Source organism: Marinoscillum luteum, assembly GCF_044005705.1.
GTDB lineage: Bacteria > Bacteroidota > Bacteroidia > Cytophagales > Cyclobacteriaceae > Marinoscillum > Marinoscillum luteum.
On sequence record NZ_JBIPKE010000020.1, the window covers coordinates 430,886 to 451,563 of the forward strand.

Below are 20,678 nucleotides of genomic sequence, written 5' to 3' on the forward strand. Positions count from 1 at the left end.
GAATTATTCAAAAATCCACTCTACAGGCTCCTCTGACAATCTAGGGTTGGCCACCACTTCATTTTCAGGAACTGGCAACTCCATGTCAGCAGCAGAGATGACCACAGGGCTGTCTGGCTCCACCACCTCATAAAATGCGGGGTTGTTTTCGTCAGCCTGTGTAGCGCCATCAATGGCCTCTACCCTATAAGCTCTTTCCTGATCATTCAGGTAGTCAAGTGCCTCTGAGGGTGATCTTCTGTAGAAGCGTTTCACGTCGAACCAGTTGATTCCTTCCGCCCCAAACTCCATTCTTCTCTCGGTGAGAATGTCCATGAAAGAAATAGAAGTCCTTGGATTCAAGCCAGCGCGGGCTCTGATCTCGTTGAAATAGCCAAGTGCCTCACCATCGGTGGTGCTTCCGCCTGCTCCCAGGGTAGCTTCTGCGAAAATCAGGTAAACGTCTGCCAGTCTCAGCATGTACTGGTTTAGTGGAGATGCCTGATTGATCACACTCGCTCCGATATCATCCTGGCTTCCTACCACATACTTCTTGATGTTATTGCACACAGGAGATTTGTACTCCAGCTGATTGCCATCTTCATCTCTACTCACAATTTCGTAGAGGTAACCACCTTCGTCTGTGTTCATGTCCGGATAGAAATCGCCAACAGTCATAAAAATCCATGGCTGTCTTTTATCCAAAATCACGCTATCCAAATTACCATCATTGGCATCCATGGCTCTTACATAGTCGTACGTCATGGATTTGCCACCACCCCAGGCCTCACTGTTGCCAGTGATGATACTGCTACGGGCAAATACCGCCTGACGACTGTTACCAGTACCCCATGCGCCTGAAATCCACTGCAATGCAAACAATGACTCAGAATTGTTGTCGTTCTCTGGCTTGAAGAGGTCTTCATAGTTCGCCATCAGGGCATAGCCACTGTTTTGGATCACATCCTTGGCTAGTGCTGCTGCTTCTGCAAAGTTGGCTGATGAGTTAGGATCTGAAAGGTCAGACGCCTGAGTCAGTTTTACTTTGGCCAACATCCCTTTGGCACTCCAAGAGGTCACTCTTCCAGGGCTATCTGATGTGGGCAGGTGTTCTGCTGCATACGCGAAATCGTTGGCTGTATACTGAAGCACACTCTTATAGGTGTTTCTGGGCAACTTATAGTCACCGCCTGCGATGATTGAAGCAGGATCTTCCACGATCGGAACATCACCCCAATATTCAGCCAGGAAGTAGTAGGCCATTCCTCGGAAGAATCTGGCCTCTGCCAATCCTGCATTGATGTCTGCTTCAGGCACCCCGTATCCGCCAGCAATCCTTGGCATATCTGCCAAAATCACATTGGTACGTGCTATGATAGAGTAAAGACTCGCCCATGAGTTGGAGACAATACTATTGGCAGGAGTAAAAGTGAAGAAGAAAAACTGTCCTTCATCCTGATAATCCTGATACATATCTCCAGACAAGCCATCGCCAGCCGCCCATGAAAACTTATCGTTGAAATTGAACCATGGCCGACCGTAAAGTGTGGCCGTTACAGTTCTGATTTGCTCCTTGTTCTGATAAAACCCATCCAGAACAGGGTTGTCCTCCGGAAGTACTTCCAGAAATTGCTCACCACATGAGCTCATAGCGAATATGAGTACCGTGGCTATATAAAATTTAATTGCTCTTTTCATTTTTGAATACTTTTAGATTCTAAAATCTCAGCTTAGAAAGTAATGCTGGTTCCCAATGTGACCACTCTTGGAGATGGGTATCTTCCCATGTCCACATTCTGCAACAGTGCATTTTGGTTGAAGGCACCGATCTCAGGATCAAGTCCTGTGTAGTTGGTGAATGTGTAAAGGTTCTGAGCATTTACATACACACGCATTGAGCTTACTTTCACTTTGTTCAACATACCTTTTGGCAGCTGGTAAGACAAGCTTACGTTCTGAAGACGCAAGTAAGATCCATCTTCGATCCACCTGTCAGACATACGGTCGTTGGTGTTGTTGTCTGTAGGAGAAAATCTCGGAATATCTGTTCCCGGATTAGCTAGTCTGATGTCATCAGGGTTTGTCAAGTCAGCATCAGGATCATCAGGGTTGATGAACTCTACACGAGCTCTGTTCACCACTGTAGCCGCCTGGTTGTTGTTGAGACTTGACATTCCTTCGTTTCTCACACGCTGGAAGTTCAGGATTTTACCACCATAAGAACCTGTGAAGTATACGTTCAGGGTGAGCCCCGCATAAGAGAATGTGTTGTTGATACCTCCAGTAAACTTAGGGTTAGGGTTTCCGATGCTGGTCTGGTCGTTTACATCGATCACACCGTCTCCGTTCAAGTCTTTGAACTTCTGATCTCCTATCCATACTCCATCACGCTGATGAATGAGGTTTTGATTACCCTCTATGGACTGATCATCCACCTGTGTAGGGGAGTTTCTGATGTCCTCAGCATCTGTAAAGATTCCATCTGTCTGATATCCGTAGAACGATCCGATAGGGTTACCTGACGTTGTGCGGGTCACTGTCTGGAAGCCGGCATACCAGTAAAGGTTCTGAGTATATGGCTGATCGATGTTCAGTACTTTGTTTCTATTCAGCGTATAGGCGATATCTGTTGTCCAGGAGAACTTGTTCGCCTCTATGTTTCTGGTGTTCAAAGAAATCTCGATCCCTTTGTTTTCCATCTGGCCCACATTATAATAGGGAGCCCCTATATCTCCTCTGATAGAAGCAGGAATAGAAGTAAGTTCGAGCAAAAGATCTCTCGACTGTCTGTTGTAGGCATCCACGGTCAGGTCGATACGGCCTGCCCATAATGAAAGGTCCACTCCAAGGTTCATTTGTCTTGACGCTTCCCATTTCACATCGGGGTTAGCAAACCTTGAGTTTCGGCTACCAGTACCTATCCAGGTATTTTCTGTGGTCAGACCTGAGCCGTAAGCATAGTTGGCAATGCTCTGGTTTCCTACCTCACCATATCCCAAACGCAATTTCAAATCTGAAAGCACCTTGGATTTAGGCATAAACTCTTCATTCATCACTCTCCACGCAAATGAAGCAGATGGGAAGAATCCATATTTATTATTAGGTCCGAACCTCGATGATCCATCATAACGACCTGTCACAGTGAAGAGGTATTTATCAGACAATATGTAGTTCAGTCTTGTATAGTATGAAGACAGGGTATTCGCTCCCTGGTAACCGCCAATGGGGTTGGCAGAGTTTTGTCCCTGGTTAGGAGTAGTAATGTTCTCATCTACAAAACCTGTCTTCTGAAAACTTGAACCTCTGTAGGTACTTTTCTGAGCTTCCTGTCCGAGCAGTGCGGTGAAATCGTGAATTCCAGACTGCAGGGTGTAAGTAAAATAGTTTTTCACCAGCCAGAAATCTCCAGTGCTCTCCGATTGGTTAAGGCTGTTCACATCATTGGAAAGTACCCCCCACTGATAGGTAGGATGAAAAGCTCTGTTCAATGAGTGATTTTTGCTGATACCGTACTCTGTTCTGAATTTAAGACCTTTCATCAACTGCAGGTCCGCGAAGAAGTTGGCATACAGTTGCTCTCTTTCAAGCGTGTTATTTCTCATCAAAGCCAATGCCACCGGGTTGGCGCCTATTTCTGCTGAGTTAGCAGTAGGTCCCGCAAAATTGCCATCCAAATCCCGAACAGGTACTGCAGGAGACATCACCAATGACTGGGCGATTACACCATCTCCACCGTCATTCAGGGTGATGACCTCATCAATATCAGCATATGAGATACTTGTTCCTACCTTGGCCCACTCATTGACTTTGGCATCTACGTTCAGTCGCATAGAAACTCTTTCGAATCCTGAGCCGATGATAATTCCATCCTGTGAAAAATATCCTCCGGACAAGGCATAAGTAAAGGCGTCATTACCACCGGCAAACGACATCTGATGACTCTGCATTGGCGCTACCTCAAACACCTCTTCCTGCCAGTCTGTACCTTCTCCCAATATGGATGGATCCAGAAATCTTTCATTCACATTGATTCCGTCAATCTCGGTGCTCACCGAATTCTGAAATTCAGCGTATTCACGCAAATTCATCATGTCCACCTTTTTAGGCAATGACTGAAAAGCATAATAGCCATCATAGGTGATCATGGCTTCTCCGGACTTTCCCCTTCGGGTAGTTACCATCACCACACCATTGGCTGCCCGTGAACCGTAGATGGCAGTGGCCGAAGCATCTTTCAATACTTCTATACTTACAATGTCATTGGGGTTGATAGCGGCCAAAGGATTCACCTTATTTTGACCATTGGCTCCACCTGACCAGTCGAAACCAGTGATGGTAGGACCACCGCCATCGATAGGAATACCATCGATTACGTACAGAGGCTCATTGCCTCCACTCACCGAACTGGTACCACGTATACGAATAGAAACGGCTCCACCTGGAGCACCCGAGTTTTGGTTCACCTGTACTCCGGCGATTCTACCCTGAAGTGCCTGGTCCATGTTGGTGACCACCGTACCTCTGAGTTTGTCTCCTGAAATAGAAGCTACAGCTCCGGTCAGGTCACTCTTCTTTTGAGTACCATATCCTACCACCACTACTTCTTCCAAAGTGGAGATGTCTATGTCCAAAGTCACATCGATGCTTGACCTGGTTCCGACAGGGAATTCCTGTGTCTTAAAACCAACAAAAGAAACCACGAGGGTAGCGTCCTCCGGGACACTAATCTTGTAGTTGCCATCAATATCTGTGATGGTTCCGTTTGTTGTACCTTTCACTAAGACTGTCACCCCCGGAAGAGTGCTGCCATCTTCTCCCGAAGTAATCACTCCGGAGATTGTTCTTTCCTGACCGAATGCTGTGGTTACACTCAGCGAGAGGGTAAGGAAAGTCATGAAACAAACTCCCATTAATCGCTTAATAGAACTTTGAATCATTTCACTTCTACTGTAAACCTTTCTCATAAAATTGACATTTTAAAAAAATCAAAATTCATTACCATTTAGTTGTTAACACTTCAAAAAAGCATACTTCGTGTATTCGACTTTTATCGAATAATCAATATTAAGCGTTAGCAAACTCCCTTAGGTGTATCATTTGCTTACAAAAGGGTATCAAAATGTAAAAGTGTAATTTTGAGTGCCTAAAAGCCCTTTTAAGGCTTAAAACGGACATTTTGAATTGTATTATTCGAAGGAATAGCGCGGCGGTGAATTGGGATATTCTACAACTAAGGGGCAAAAAAAAGAAAATTCGTTACTGAAAACGCTTGCTCATTGAAAAATCAATAGCTATTAGGTCGAAATACTGCCAAAGCTGTCCGGAGGGGTATGAAATGTTGATATTAGGGCTACTTTTCGCCCTTTTGGGCAGTGGCCTGAGCTGCATACTTCGATGGAAGCATTTTATACTCCATCTTGAAGTACTTGGTGAAATACTTGGGGTTATTGAACCCAACTTTATAAGCCACTTCCGCCACATTGAGCTGGCTCCGCTCTAAAAGGGCGGCAGCTCGTTTGATCCTGATGGAGCGGATAAACTCTATCGGGGTTTTCCCGGTCAGTTCGAGTGTCTTTTTATAAAGCTGACCCCTGCTCACCGCCAGTTCCCGGCTAAGCTCCTGTACGGAGAAATCCGAGTTGGAAATATTGACCTCTACCAGCTCCATCGCCTTCATGATAAACTGCTCGTCCAGAGAGGTAATCTCGATCTCACGAGGCTTGGCTTCTATACGATGTTCCGAAGCAAAAATGAGTTTTTGAAGCTGCACCGCTGAGCGAATGCTTTGTACCAGTATTTCGAAATTGAAGGGCTTGGTAATGTATTCGATGGCTCCGGCTTCAAACCCCTCCAGCTTTTGATCGTCAGAGTAATGGGCTGTCAGCAAGATCACGGGAATGTGCCCCGTGCGTGGATCACCTTTGATCTTCTTACAAAGTTCTATTCCATTGATCTCAGGCATCATGATATCAGACACCACCAAATCAGGCTGAAAATTCAGGATCTTCTTCCAGGCTGCCTTGCCATTGGGTGCCTCATAGATGTTGTAGAGTCTTTCCAGGTTATCTTTCAGGTAAAACCTAAAATCATCATTGTCATCGGCCAAAAGGATGGTTGCCTTTGAGGCTTCGTGTGGCAGCGGCACTGACTCTTCCATGAAATCATCCACCACATCCTGAACTTTGTAGTCACCGGACAGCTTTTTCATGGGCAGTTCAAAAATGAACGAGCTGCCTTTTTCCATTTCGCTTTCTACCCAGATGTTTCCACCGTGCATTTCCACAAACTCCTTGGTAATGGACAAACCAATACCGCTTCCATGGTTGAGATTTGCTGTATGCTTGTTGTCCACCTGGAAAAACCTGTTGAATATATCTCCCTGACGCTCTTTGGGTATACCAATACCATCGTCGGTCACGCTAAAACGAATGGTGTGAATGTCTTCCCTGTAAGCAATGTCACTGACTTTCACCACTACCCTACCTCCTGTATGAGTAAACTTAAAGGCATTTGAAAGGAGGTTAAACATGATCTTTTCCATCTTGTCCCGATCAAACAAAGTCAGGAACTCCGGCAGGTTACTTTCAAAATCCAGCCGAACACGGCGGTCAGCCGAAAGGTCAGAAAACGACTCTACAATGCTATTTGTAAAATCAATCACGTCTCCGGTAGCCAATGAGATTCTGTGCTGATTGGCCTCCATCTTTCTGAAATCCAGCAATTGATTGACCAGTGTTAACAACCTTTTGGCATTCCTGAAAATCAACTGAAAGTGCTTTTGATCCTGTGGATCTGTGCTTTTCTTCAGCATGCGCTCGATTGGGGTGAGGATGAGGGTGAGTGGCGTGCGAAACTCATGGCTGATATTGGTGAAGAATTTGATCTTCATCATATCCAACTCATGGAGGCGCGTGGCTTCCATCTGATCCTGTGTGACCTTGGCACGAAAACGCTCCTTCTGAATGATGGCCCTGCGTGTAAGGAAGAGTACCAGAAGAACAAAGAGAACATAAATCAAATTGGCCAGAGGAGTCTTCCAAAAAGGGGTCAGAATCACGATATCGATGGCTATGGGCTCATCACTCCATTGATGCGTCCTGTCAGAGGCCATTACCTCGAAACGATAGTTTCCCGGATCCAGGTTCGTATAATTGGCACGGTGTACATTGGCCCGCTGGATCCAGTCCTGATCAAACCCCACCAACCGATACTTGTACACGGTATTCTCCTGTTGGTAAAAATTAAGCGAGGTAAACTCCAGCGTAAAAGAATTTTCGGAGGGCTCCAGCACGAGTTTTTCTACGTTATTAATACCTCGTTCAAACCACTTTCTTCCGTTATATTCATCTCCGGGCTTAATGAGCCTGTTGGACAGGTAAAAATCCAGAAAGACGAGTTTGTTTTCCTCGTTGGTCACTTTGATGGCCTCAGGATCAAACACGTTTAGCCCGTTTTTACCACCAAAAGCCAAATGGCCATTTTTGAGCCTGAGGGCAGACCGCTCGTTGAACATATCACCCTGAAGTCCGTCAGAAATATCAAAATTCTCGAAAATTGGGGCCTCATTTTCAAAATGAAGTTTGGACAGTCCCGTGTAAGTACCCAACCAGATGTTGCCATCCAAATCTTCCATGACCGAGGTAACGATGTTTTCCGGCAACCCATCTTCCTTCACAAAGGAGTCAAAATCGTTCGTCGCCCTGTTGAACCGGCTCAGACCATACATGGTACCTACCCAAATGCTATTTTCATGATCGCAGTAGATATCCAAAATGGAGTTATTCACCAAAGAGCGGTCATTTCCCTCCTCCTTGAGCAAGTGAGTCATGGTGCCGTCTGTATAGTTGTAGGCCTCTATTCCATAGCCTGTCCCTATCCAGATATTCCCATCCTTATCTTCACACAGTGAGGTGACATAGTTAGAGTGTATCCCCTGATTGTCCAGCCCAAAATGGTGAATTTTGTTAAAATCCGCATCGTACACATCTACACCACCTTTGAGCGTTCCTACCCAGATCAACCCTCTGGAATCGAGGAGCAGGTTCCAGATGCTGTTATCACTAATGGAGTTGGAATCTTCAGGGTTGTGATAATAGGCCTTGAATTTCTTACCATCAAAATAGTTCAACCCCCCAAAGTAGGTCCCCAACCAGAGCCCCCCATTAGCGCCCGGTGCCATGCTGACTACTATGTCTGAGCTGATACTTTTTGGATCATTCTCTTTGTGTCTGTAATTGGTAAACTCCCCTTTTCTCAGATCAAAGTGAACCAGCCCACCTCCATCTGTGCCTATCCAGAGATTACCCTCGTCATCCTCCACCAGGGGCCAGATGTCATTGGCATTGGGTGTTTGATTATCCGTTTGTTTATAGAAATTAAATGACACTGACTTAGGCGAAAAGTAGTTGACTCCCCCCTTGTTGGTACCTATCCACACGAGACCAGTACGGTCCTGATAGAGCGCAATGATGCTGTTGTGACTGAGTGACCTGGGATCCGAAGGGTTGTTGCTAAAGCTCTGCAACTTCCAATCAGCTTTGGAGATCATGGTGAGCCCGCCATGATCCGCTCCGATGATAATGCGCTCAGATTCGTCTTGAATGATACCTGTGACGAGGTTAGATCCAAGATCTTTATTATCTAAATGAATACAGGTGCCTACCGATGGGCGGTAATAGCAAACCCCAAAAGAGTATGCCGAGCTGTAAAACCAATAATCTCCATCCTTGTCAATGAAGACCGTCAGTCCCTGAATATTCGCGATGTGCTCGGGATAACGCATAAAGCTGCTGTTTCGCAAATCAGACACATCTGCCAGTTCTATTTCACCATCCAAATGCACGAGGGCCATATTGCCCTTATTGTCGGGTTGTACAGAGGACACATCCCGGTACGCACCTCCGTAGTGATAAATCTCTTTGGTGTCACTCAGGTATTTTTTCACCCCGATGTTATCAATCACAAACCAGAAGTTGCCCAATCCATCCTTTACCATGACGCTCAGGTTGTAATGATTGATGTCTAGCTCAGCCAGCAGCGGCCGGATATCTACATAGCTTTCCTTGTAGATATCGTAAGCAAAAACTCCGTAATCAGATTTGATCCAAAGATATCCTTCCGGGCCTTCTTTGATCCAGACGATATTTTGATCACTTAAGGAGAATGAGTTATCATCTTCATGCTCAATGACCTTAATGCTATTGCCATCATACCTATTGAGACCAGAACGGGTACCAAACCACATGAAACCCAGCTGATCTTTGTAAATGGAAGTAACGCGATTATGCGACAAACCATCTCTGGTATCCAGCTTTTCGAAACGAATCTGTGAGAACTGCCCAAAGCTGACTTGTGTAAACACCAGCCAGAAGAGCACCAACAAAAGTTTAATGTTGCGCATTTTCGTCATTTTGGGTTGGCAATGGGGTTGGTACTCAATATAATCATTTGCATTGAAAGTATCCTTACAATTTAGACGAGAGGCCTAGTTTGCAGAGAGCCTAAACATGAGCACATCATGGCCAGGAATACTCGCTTTGAGTACTTTTTTAGTGGTCCCCTGCTGCTTCCCGGACCATACATTCAATAAGTCATAAGTGTTTCGGGTAAAATCAAAGGTATAGTCAAAATCAGGATCTTTCATTGGATTTGATTTCCAATCAAAATTAAGGTCCAATGGCTCCACAGCTCGGTTCAAGAAACAAACTGCCAGGTCTCCTTTTGCCAGAGGCTTCACCCACACTTCAAAATTTTCATCATCAATGTGCTTAAACCCCTGAACCCCCAGGGAATCCTGATCGATCGCTATCACTTCCTTATTCGTGAGGATAGCGATGGTCTCCGGGGACATATTCCGAAGGTCGTTGCCGGCTATGAGCGGTGCAGCCATCATGGCCCAGAGCGAAAAGTGCGCACGATCTTCATTCACGGTCATTCCATTGCCTATCTCCATCATATCCGGATCATTCCAATGGTCTGGCCCCGCATACTTTCTAATGTCCTTTCTCATATCCAGGATCTGGAGCACTCCCCAGCTGGACCATGTGCCGTGGTTATACTCACAGTCGAAGCAGTTGTAGATATCTCCGGTGGTGCGCCACAAGTGACCAATAGGCCCAGCCCACTCCCAGGGCTGATTGTCTCCCCACTCACATATACTCAGTACTATCGGCCTTCCTGCTTCATGCAGGGCATTTCTCATGGTCAGATAAGCGCCCTCAGCTTTGAGTCCTTCTGTGTTGCACCAGTCATATTTCAGATAATCCACACCCCAGCTGGCGTACCGCTGTGCATCCTGATACTCACGTCCCCGGCTGCCGGGCCGACCACCACACGTTTGCCATCCGGCATCCGAGTAGATCCCAAACTTCAGGCCTTTAGAATGTATGTAGTCTGCAAGCGCCTTTATACCGGAAGGAAACCTGACCGGATCGGGCTGGATGAACCCAAGGCTATCCCGTTCACCATGCCAGCAGTCATCGATCACGATGTATTCATAGCCAGCATCTTTGAGTCCACTCGCCACCATGGCATCTGCGGTCTCCCTGATGAGACTTTCGGTCATATCACAAGAAAATTTATTCCAACTGTTCCACCCCATAGGTGGAGTAAGCGCCAGTCCGTCAAACTTCTGGGCACCTGCCAGAAACACGCTTAGGGTAAATATTATTGACAAGGTAGTTTTCATGGTCTCTTGAAAATTGCTGGTTGATCTAATGACACTTATTGATCTGTTCTAAAAGGCACCGCAGGTAAGCCTTCCTTGTTGTACAGATTACAGGCAGGATTGTCCGCCCAGGCATATCTGACATACTCAGGGTTGGCAATCTGATCATTCCAGACCACCACCTGGTCGCCTTCTATTTTGGCTTCTGCCCAGACAAACTGCTTGTCGGCACCCGCTATAGCGAAACCCACAGGATCCCCGGAAGTGGTCATCAAACCACTACCCACCTGATCGAAACTGAGAATGATGCGGTCTCCCTGTATTTCCTGTGAACTAAAAGATGGCCCTGAAAAAACAACCTCCTCATTGAAAACCACTTTGCGCGCCGCAGCCCATAGTCTCCTACCAACATCCTGCTTGTTTCTGGGGTGAATGTCATTGGCCTCCCCAATATCTATGATGGTAGCCATTCCTGTATTGGGCAACTGTAGTGCCTGAGTCTGAGCTTCGCGCAGTTCGGCCCACTGACTCTCCTGTGGAAGATCTTTTCTTTCCATAAAATTGGCTAACTGAACAAAGAGGAAAGGAAAATTGCCCTGACGCCAGCGAATCCTCCAGTCTTCGATCATGGCTTCAAAGAGCTCATTGTAAAGGTGGGGTTTATCAGCATTGCTTTCCCCCTGGTACCATATAGCTCCGCGAATGCCATAGCCCGCTATTGGCTGAATCATGCCATTATACAACACTCCCGGCTTCCAGTTGAACCGCTCCACTTTCGGCATGGCCGGCTCAAGGGTATTAGAGTACTTCCAATCTCCCTCAAGGCTCTGCTTCTTACCAGATGCCTCCAGCCACATCTCTCCAGATCGACCGATCCACACCCTGTTATCCCAACTGTTGCTGGCACGAATGGCAATCACATTATCTCCCTTTCGGGCAATATCCGGAGATATTTCCACTATCCCTGTGCTGTCCTGCCAGCTTTCTTTTGATACCAATTGTCCATTCATAAAAACCGAACACAGCTGGGTAATCTCACCCATATAGAGCCGCACTCCTTTGGCAGACTTCAAATTGACATGCTTTCTCACCCACACAAAATCCATAATAGGCTCCTTGTTCGGCAATGAGACCGTCTTCCACGCTGAATCATCATACTCCACCAAATGAGCTCCCAAAGACATGAAAGAGGTTTCATCCCCAATCAACTCCCATTTAAGCTTTTCTCTATCATCATTGGCCTTCTTCAGTGCTTCCCAATCTATAGTAGCATCCAGCATTTCGGCTGCTGTCTTTTCATACCCGGGCACTTCCAATAAGCGCTCGGCTGAGGTCCAGGCCTCAGCAGGAGTGCCGCCCCAGTTGCTCTGGATCAGCCCCACGGGTACACCTTTCTCCAGGTGATTGCTCTTGGCAAAGAACCATCCTACAGCGGAAATATCTGCAGCGGTTTTCGGGCCCGCGACTCTCCACTCTCCTCCACTGATATTATCCTGAGGTGATAAAGCCAGTTCTCTGGGTACATCAAAAAATCTGATCTGAGGATAGTCACTATCCGCGATCTCAGCTTCCCAGTTATTAATCTTTCCCCCTAGCTTCCACTCCATATTGGACTGGCCACCAGCCACCCACACATCACCAAACCACACATCTGTCAGCTCTATCCGAGTGGATGCCTTCACCGCTACGGTATAGGGCCCTCCTGCTACATGAGAAGGGTAAAGAACCTCCCATTTGCCTTCCGGACTTGTTTTGGTCGTCACGGCAAATCCATCAACCTCTACAGATACCTGCTCATTAGGTGCTGCCCATCCCCAAAATCTGACATTTTGATCGCGCTGGAGCACCATATGATCCCCGAAGACCTGAGGTAGCACAAGCTGAGCCTCAGCCCATGAGGGCATCACAAGCATAAAAATTACGATGGTTAAAGGTCTGAACAATCTGATCATGGCTGTAAGCTATTACTTATCACTACTCTTTAGGGCTTTTCCTTGCTTGTAAGGGTTATTCATGTCTTTCTCAAAGTAAGTCAAAGGGTCTTCGTCAAACTTCTGAAAGTCCGGTACACTGGGGTGCCCGGCATAGGGAGCGTAATGGTGTGTGGTATTGGCATTGCGCCATACCAGCACCCATGCAATGTCTATTTCCTGGTCGTTGGCTTTGATGGGGTTCAGAATAATCTCCGTAAACCAATCGGGCTTAGTCACACCCTCCAGGCCCGTCTCTGTCAAGGCTGCCACTTTTCCTTTTTCCCGGGCTATTTTAGTAATTAGTTTGAGGCTCTGAATGAAATTTTCCTGCTGCTGCTCCGGGGTATTCGGGCCACCAATGCGGCCTACATCTCCATAGTTATCTATGCCAATGATGTCTACATACTCATCACCAGGATACCCATACAGGTAATTCTGCTCAGGAATGGTATCTAACCGCAGGCGGCTCCTGTCTGGTGAAAAGGCATAAAGCAAGTGATGGATGTTCTTTTCATTTTTGAGGTAATCAACTGTAAACTGAAAAAGCGCTATGTACTCTGCTTCAGTGCAGTTGCCTTTTCCCCACCAAAACCAGTCTCCATTATGCTCATGCCAGGGTCTGAATACGATGGGGATCCGTGTGAATGTAGTTCTCATGCCCTCGAGCATCTCGGCTAGGAGATCCAGTTGTTCTACAAATTCGGCATGCTTGGATCCTCCCGGCAAAATATCCGCCACCGACGGGGTTTTGTCCCAGCTGTTAGTACCAGTAGTCAGGTTGTCCAGATGCCAGGAAAGGGTATTGATCGTACCCATTTTGTAAGCCTTCTTTATCCATGTCTTCATATTACTGAATCGGATGTCATCCAGGTTGCTTTCGCGATCCAGACGGCTTCCTACATCCCAGCCATGCACCGCCGGGAAGCTTCCAGCGGTTTCCTTCACATCCGAACGTCCCTCCTCCGCCTTCCAGCCCACTCCATAGGCCTGATCATCCTGATGACCAAACATGAAGCCTTGTGAGGAAATCTCATGCAAATTGGTAAGTAGGTTTTGCGTTTTTTTGGTGGCCTTTTGATCAATAGGCGTCTGGGCAGATAATGATAACCCAAGCAATAGAAAAGATAGGTTTGAAATGCGCTTTTTGTAGTTCATCGCTGGTTAATAGTCACTGAAAATATTTCAAAATGAATGATCCAATACTCCGCTTTCATATGAAGTTTCAAAAAAAAGAGCCATCGAATGGCTCTTCTTTTAAAAGGTAAGTATGAAGAGGATACTATCGTATCAACTATGCTAATATTATCAATAACAATTGCGCTTTATAATTTATGAACATTTGATCCCTCTATTAAAGCCTTTTGATACGCTGACCTCACCGTGAAAGCAAAATAACCGATGCTCAAAGTTCCTTTCAGGGCAAGCGCCTGTACAGTTCCAGCAGTGCGCGACCATTGTGGTAGGGGCATTTCCAGGGGCCTGCTTTGTCTTCATCCAAAACCACCTGCCCGGTCCTGGTCACTCTCCAGTGCCACTCGCCTTTGGGATCGATGAGTCTGGATTTGATGAAGCTCCAGGTTTTCTCAGCTTCCGTGAGATAACGCTCTTCTCCACTGATCTGCCAGGCATTGATCAAACCCACCAATGCCTCCGCCTGTGGCCACCAATGCTTGTCCGTATCTGTCAACCCCTCCGGGCCGGCTTCATTCATCAGACCACCATCATCGTCCATGCCCTCCAAAGATGCGTCAGTCATCTTCAGCGCCAGCGCCCTGGTAGAGGAAATAAGGCGCGCATCCTGATGCACCTCAGCTGCCTCACACAAGAGCCAGCTCCCTTCTATGTCATGACCAAAGGATACTTCGTGCGATTGTAGCTCCCATTGATCATTGAAGAATAAATGGAAGTGATTGGTGTCTGAAATAAACTTTGTGGACATTAACTCCATCAGATTCTGAAGGGCCTTTTTCAAAGGCTCATGCTCCCACACCATCAGCAAATTGGTATAGGCTTCCAACACATGCAGGTGCGTATTCATGGTCTTGGTAGCATTCATGTCCTTGTCACTCAGGCGAACGTCAGACAGTACCCCCCACTGGCGATCGAAAGCTTCAAAATATCCGTTGTCCTGTTTATCCAGGCTGTGGGTTTCCAATAGGTTAAACAAGGTCACAGCGTGCTCCAAAGCCTGACCTTTTGGAGCTATTTTATGGTATTCACTAAAGGCATAAATCGCAAACGCCTGCGCATACACCTGCTTTTTATCATTGGAAACATGCCCCGTATGATCCAGCGTCCAATAGACCCCTCCGAACTCAGAATCGATAAAATGGTCCACGATGTACTGATATGCCCTGTCGGCAACCTTTTTATGCTCGATATCTTGAGTCACCTGATAGGCCGCAGAAAAGGTCCACAGAATTCGCGTGTTGAGAATGATGGCCTTATCGGCCTTTGGGTGGAGCTGGTCATGGCCATCAATGCGCCCATAAAATCCTCCCCACTCCTCATCCACCATCCTGCTCTGCCAAAAATCCAGAACATTTTCATTCAGGACTTTATAGAGTTCGCTTTTTTCAATCATTCTTTTCTATCACTTCCTTCAGGCCTTACCTACCCTTTCAAGCAACTTTTTGGTGGCTTTGATGCCGTCTACCTCGGACAATACGTTCCCTTCATATTCAACACCCACATAGCCTGTAAACCCGGCATCCTTCACAATTTTCATCATGCGCTCATAATCAGTATGGGTCTCATTGCCTTCCTCATCAAAGTCATGCGACTTGGCGCTCACACCTTTGGCAAACGACATAAGTTCTTTCACACCCCGATAGCGGTCATACTCTCTGATGCAGTTGCCATGGCCACCTTCCACACAGAAGTTGCCAAAATCTGGAAGGGTACCACAATAGTCGCTGGCCACTTCCTCAATCACGCTACTGAGCCATTGGCCATCGGACGAATAACCACCGTGATTCTCCACGATCACATTAATTCCGTTATCCTGACCATAGGCCGTCAGTCTGCCCAGACCGTCTATGGCAGCCGTTTTCACTTCTTCGGCAGTCCCATTGCCAGCGGCATTCACACGAATGGAGTGACATCCGAGGATCTTCGCGGCATCCACCCAACCATAATGATTTTCCACCGCCTGGGTTCGCGCCGCTTCATCAGTATCGCCCAGGTTGCCTTCCCGGTCACACATGATCATTAAACTTTTCACCCCCTGATCGTCACATTGCTTCCTCAGATCTTTCCAGAATTGAAGGTCATTCTTCTTTGAGTAATAGAAGACATTCACATACTCCACCGCATTGATCCCGAAATCCCTTTTGGCAATAGTGGGGAAATCAACGGGGTTCAGTACCCCCTGCAAAACTTTATCGGGATGTTCATCCCATAGCTTTCCGAAATTTTCCCATGAGCTCAGTCCGTCCCCAAAAAATGATTTATGTAAAGACCACTGGGCCAATGAGATATTGAAAAATAGCGCTGCCGCTTTTTCTTCTGAAGACGCCTCGGCTGACTGCTCCTTTTTACCAGGGCCACAAGCAGATACAAGATTAGCACCTCCAAATAAGGCAAGTCCGGTGCTGGCTGCACCTAGGGTTTTAATTACATTTCGTCGATTGGATTTCATTCTTTTGATGGGTTTATGGAAAATTTGATTTCGTTTATTCCGAGTTGGTACGCACCTTCGGAGGATTTCAATATAAAGTATAAATCGTAAGTCCCGCTGGTATTCAACTCCATTCTTGCTTCTCTACCGGACTGGACCGGGTTCAAACCCACTTTTCCGGCCAATGGGCCATCGGGGGTATCCAGGTGCAGGGCTATTTCAACAGGAGCCACAGTTTCGTTAGCCTCTGAGAAGAAATAAGCCACGGATAAGCTACTGATGTTGGTAAGATCCACGCCACGATAGACCATAGTGGGGTTACTGCCACTATTCACCACGAATCGGGCATCTCCATTCTCTACAGGCCCCACAATGGATAGATCAATCAGCTCATCTGCCTGCTCCGCTTGCAGTACAGGTATGGACAGTGTTTTTTCTATGGTGCCTGTAAGCTTATCCACTCCGGGATTTCCATCATCTGTATAAGAAGCAGAAATACGAAGGTGTTCGTCAGTCATGCCCGTAGTGCTCAATCTCCCTTTCACACCAATAGACTCAAATTCATCCTCCACCGGATCATTGACTGAAAAGATATAGTCCACGATCTGTTTGGCAGCTGCCATGCTAAAGTCCGGGTGGCCGATCATCATACCATCGCCCCATACGCCACTTCCTCCATTGATGATCTTCTTTGCCAGAAGCTCTATGGCAATGTAATCCTGGTCATATTTCTCTGCGATCTGATAAAAGCTTGGCCCAATGGACTGTTCGTCTAGCTTATGACAGCTCTTGCAATCACTCGCCTGAATCAATTGAAGCCCTGGAGCCAACCCTTTGGTGTTTTCGGCATCCAATGCCGCCAGACTTGCAGGTGCTCTATTGTCACTTCCTTTGTATTTGGATAACCCTACCGTCACCCGGTCGGGGGCAATCCCATCACCAAGGATTCCATCCTCAACGTCTGTCACCAGTACCTCATAAACCACCGGCCTACCTGGCCAGTAGAAGGATTGATTATCAGCAAATTGTATAGACACCTGCGGAGCGGTATTGCCGGCAATCACCTGCATCTCATCGGTGGATGTGGCACCGTGCTCATCTCTGGTCAGTAACTGTACTTCATAAGTTCCCGGTTTGGTCAGGTTGATCTCATTCAGGTCACCCTCCAGGCTAAAGTTTTCAGGCCCGGTAACCTGCCAGCTGTGCGCAAGCTGGGCCCGATCATCCGGATCAGAGGATTCTTTAGCAGAAAGCATCAGCTTTAAAGGCAATGCTCCGTTGGTTACCGTCTCCGCAATACGGGCTACCGGCGGACGGTTACCATTGATAAAATGAAGCTTGATCAGCTTAGAGTCGCGGTTGTCCGTAAAATAGCCAATGCCATACTCCAGCACATAAAGTGCTCCGTCCGGGCCAAAAGCCATGTCTATGGGCGAGGCTAGAGTGGTCTGATCCAGGAATGGCTCTATGGACAGGAAATTGCCTTCTTTATCTTGCGAAACCACCTTGATCCAATCCCTCGCCCAGTCGAATGCGAAAAGCTTGTGATGGAAATATTCCGGGAATTCATACCCGTGTCTCCGGGTATTGTCATAATTATACACCTCGCCAACTCCCACAGATCGTGAGCCTTTCCCCACGCCGGGAAACTGCGCTGTCTCATCGAAAGTATAATACACCATGGCAGGCACCGCCGGAGGCAAATTCACTGCGCCCGTATTATTCACAGAAGTGTTGTTAGGTGCCGATGGATCGAACCGTGGGCCTAATTCGCCAGTTTCAAAATCATAATCGGCGTACGCCAGGTTATTGGCATTGAAATATGGCCAACCATAATTGCCCGGCCGGGTGGCAAAATTAATTTCGTCATGAGCCGTAGGCCCGCGTTCAGAAGTTACGTTACCATCAGGGCCCACATCTCCCCAGTAGAGCCATCCTTTGTCTTGATTGATCGCTATAGTAAAGGGATTTCTGGCCCCCATAATGTAAATCTCTGGCAGGCCCTCGGTGGTATCTTTAGGAAACAAATTGCCCTCCGGAATGGTGTAAGTACCGTCTTTCTCAGGGTGGATTCTCAGGATTTTGCCTCGTTTATCCATCGTATTGGAAGATGACTTTTGCGAATCAAAAGCCGAGCGACCAGGTCGTTCATCGAGTGGAGTAAAGCCATCTGATGCTCGCGAGAAGGTATTGTCTCCTGTAGCGATGTACAAATTTCCTTCACGGTCAAACTCCAGGTCACCTGCCGAATGGCAGCACTCATCCCGCTGGGTGGGAATTTCTAGAATGACCTTCTCTGAGTCCCTATCGAGTCCTTCCGAAGTGAAACAAAACCGTGAAACATGCTGCTTGGGCTCATCGCCAGGCGGCGAATAAAATACATACGCCCAGTGGTTTTCTTTATAATTGGGATCCAATACCATACCCAGCAGGCCATCCTCCTCCCCGGTGTACACCTCCAGCTTATCTATTTCTTCTGACTGGCCGGTACCCGGGTCATACCTGTTGATAGTACCCTTTCGCTCGATCCAATACACCACGGAGTTTTCGGTCACCACCAGCGCCATGGGTTCCCGCAAGGGTGCCACCAGCACCTCGCGAACCAGTCGATCCATCCCAGGCCTGACCCTGGTCTTTGCTCCGGAATAATCAGTAAATGAGATGCCTAAAGCAGGATTTTCTTCGCATTGAATTTGTGCTGTTTTGCTTTCTAAAAAACCTGTGATCTGTCCCCAGTTGTAGATGGTATCCCGGCAACTAAAGGTCACGAGTCCGCCAGCTTCCAGGTAGCGCTCGATGTATGAGCGCTCGTCGAAGCCCAGATCCGTCACTGGCGTGCCCAGGTATAAGTGACTCGCCTTAGTCAGTATTTTCTCATCCAGCTTCTCCACATTCGTCACAGAATCAAATGCCTCTGTCTGCAAGGTTGGCGCATCGGTAGCCCGTATCACCAGCAGCGATTCCCTGCTTTGGCAACTGCCAATGACCCCTAAGCAGATGACACTTAACAGTAGGTTAGAATAATGGGATAGCCCTTTTTGACTCTTTTTACCTATTAGCATTCAACTCCATTTTTACTTTTTGCATGAACTTCTCGTCCAGCTTATACATTCTCATGAAGCCGAACGAAATCAGCGCCCCCAATCCGGCGATCACACTAATCATGAGTCTGATCCCTAAAAGTGCTTCAGTAGTCTGCTCTACATTGGGTTCAAACCCAAAACCAGCCAATAAATAGCCAGAAATAGCCCCTCCGATGGTCCACCCAAACTTCTGTGACATGGAAGAGGAAGAAAAGACCAATCCTGTGGCCCTTCGTCCCGTTTTCCACTCTGAGTAATCAGCAATATCGGCATACATAGACCATCCCAGTGGAAGGATTATGCCCGCAGAAATTCCAATAAAGACATTCAGAATAAAAATAAGCAATAGTTGATCGGGTTGTATAAAAAAGAACAAAAAGCTGAATGCCGCTGAGATAAGGGCTGCATAGCTGAAGGTGGTTTTCTTGCCAAATCTGGCCGCCATGGGCTTGGCCAGCAGTACTCCAATAATATTGGTGCCCAACCAGATAGACATGTATGCTGATGAAAGCACCGATGAGGTGACCTCATACGAGGCACCAAAAAAGTCAAGGGTTTGATCCTTCACATAATACTTGAAATAGTAAAGAATGGAACCATCACGCAGGGAGTTGAAAATCAACACGAAAATATTGGCGCCCAGCATGATAAACCACGGGAGGTTTTTCCCCAGATCCTTTAAATCATCTTTTAGGCTGTTCTTCTCTTCTTTTGGGGGTGCCAGGCGCTCCCGTGTCCACAAAAAGGTGAGCATAAACAACACCGCAGCCACCACCGCATAGATAGAGATGGTAAACTGAAAGCCCGTAGCCTGGTCGCTGTTTTGGCTAAAGTATTCTACCAGTGAATTGGCCGTAGCAGTCACAAACAACCCACCTGAGAAAGCTCCAATAAACCGCCAAGAAGCCAATGAAGTACGCTCCACACCATCATTACTCATGACAGCCATCAGTGAGCCATAGGGCACATTGACCGCAGTGTACACCATCATCATGAGCGTATAGGTGACATACGCGTAGATGAGCTTACCATCTGCAGACAGATCTGGAGTAGAAAACGTCAACACCCCAATAATCCCAAACGGGATGGCGACAAAAAGCAAATAAGGTCTGAACTTCCCCCAGCGGGTCTTGGTGCGGTCAGAAATGAGCCCCATAATGGGGTCATTGAGGGCATCCCATACCCTGGTAACCAAAAACATGGTGCCCACAGCCGCTGCAGATATTCCGAAAACGTCGGTATAGAAGAACAGCAAAAACATGGAAAAAAGCTTCCAAAACATGGAGGAAGCAAAGTCCCCAAAACTGTAGGCAATTTTTTCCTTTAACCGGATGGGTTGATTCAGATCATTCATGATG

Annotated in this window: 10 protein-coding genes; all 10 read right to left on the reverse strand. The window is 47.1% G+C overall.

What is annotated here, in order from left to right:
• Positions 1-3: 3 nt before the first annotated feature.
• Positions 4-1,677, reverse strand: a complete 1,674-nt coding sequence (locus ACHKAR_RS19780; RefSeq protein ID WP_395419104.1) for a RagB/SusD family nutrient uptake outer membrane protein — start codon at positions 1,675-1,677, stop codon at positions 4-6.
• Positions 1,678-1,709: 32 nt separating this feature from the next.
• A complete protein-coding gene (locus ACHKAR_RS19785) occupies positions 1,710-4,943 on the reverse strand; it encodes a SusC/RagA family TonB-linked outer membrane protein (RefSeq protein WP_395419105.1) in 3,234 nt (1,077 codons plus the stop codon).
• 386 nt (positions 4,944-5,329) lie between these two features.
• Entirely contained in the window at positions 5,330-9,379 is a 4,050-nt protein-coding gene (locus ACHKAR_RS19790) for a two-component regulator propeller domain-containing protein (RefSeq protein WP_395419106.1), read from the reverse strand.
• Positions 9,380-9,463: 84 nt separating this feature from the next.
• Positions 9,464-10,666 (reverse strand): glycoside hydrolase family 27 protein, encoded by a 1,203-nt coding sequence (locus ACHKAR_RS19795; RefSeq protein ID WP_395419107.1) that lies wholly within the window; start codon positions 10,664-10,666, stop codon positions 9,464-9,466.
• Positions 10,667-10,701: 35 nt separating this feature from the next.
• Positions 10,702-12,597, reverse strand: coding sequence for a sialate O-acetylesterase (locus tag ACHKAR_RS19800; protein WP_395419108.1), 1,896 nt, complete (start codon positions 12,595-12,597; stop codon positions 10,702-10,704).
• A gap of 12 nt (positions 12,598-12,609) precedes the next feature.
• A complete protein-coding gene (locus ACHKAR_RS19805; protein WP_395419109.1) occupies positions 12,610-13,773 on the reverse strand; it encodes a glycoside hydrolase family 26 protein in 1,164 nt (387 codons plus the stop codon).
• Between the two features lie 259 nt (positions 13,774-14,032).
• Positions 14,033-15,202: an AGE family epimerase/isomerase gene (locus ACHKAR_RS19810; protein WP_395419110.1), complete on the reverse strand. Its 1,170-nt coding sequence runs from the start codon at positions 15,200-15,202 to the stop codon at positions 14,033-14,035.
• A gap of 18 nt (positions 15,203-15,220) precedes the next feature.
• On the reverse strand, positions 15,221-16,258 hold the full coding sequence (locus tag ACHKAR_RS19815) for a sugar phosphate isomerase/epimerase family protein (RefSeq protein ID WP_395419111.1): 1,038 nt from the start codon (positions 16,256-16,258) through the stop codon (positions 15,221-15,223).
• On the reverse strand, positions 16,255-19,299 hold the full coding sequence (locus tag ACHKAR_RS19820) for a PQQ-dependent sugar dehydrogenase (RefSeq protein ID WP_395419112.1): 3,045 nt from the start codon (positions 19,297-19,299) through the stop codon (positions 16,255-16,257). Before ACHKAR_RS19820 ends, ACHKAR_RS19815 begins: the two co-directional genes overlap by 4 nt.
• On the reverse strand, positions 19,286-20,674 hold the full coding sequence (locus ACHKAR_RS19825) for an MFS transporter (protein ID WP_159581639.1): 1,389 nt from the start codon (positions 20,672-20,674) through the stop codon (positions 19,286-19,288). The genes ACHKAR_RS19820 and ACHKAR_RS19825 overlap by 14 nt, the downstream gene beginning before the upstream one ends.
• Positions 20,675-20,678 lie beyond the last annotated feature (4 nt).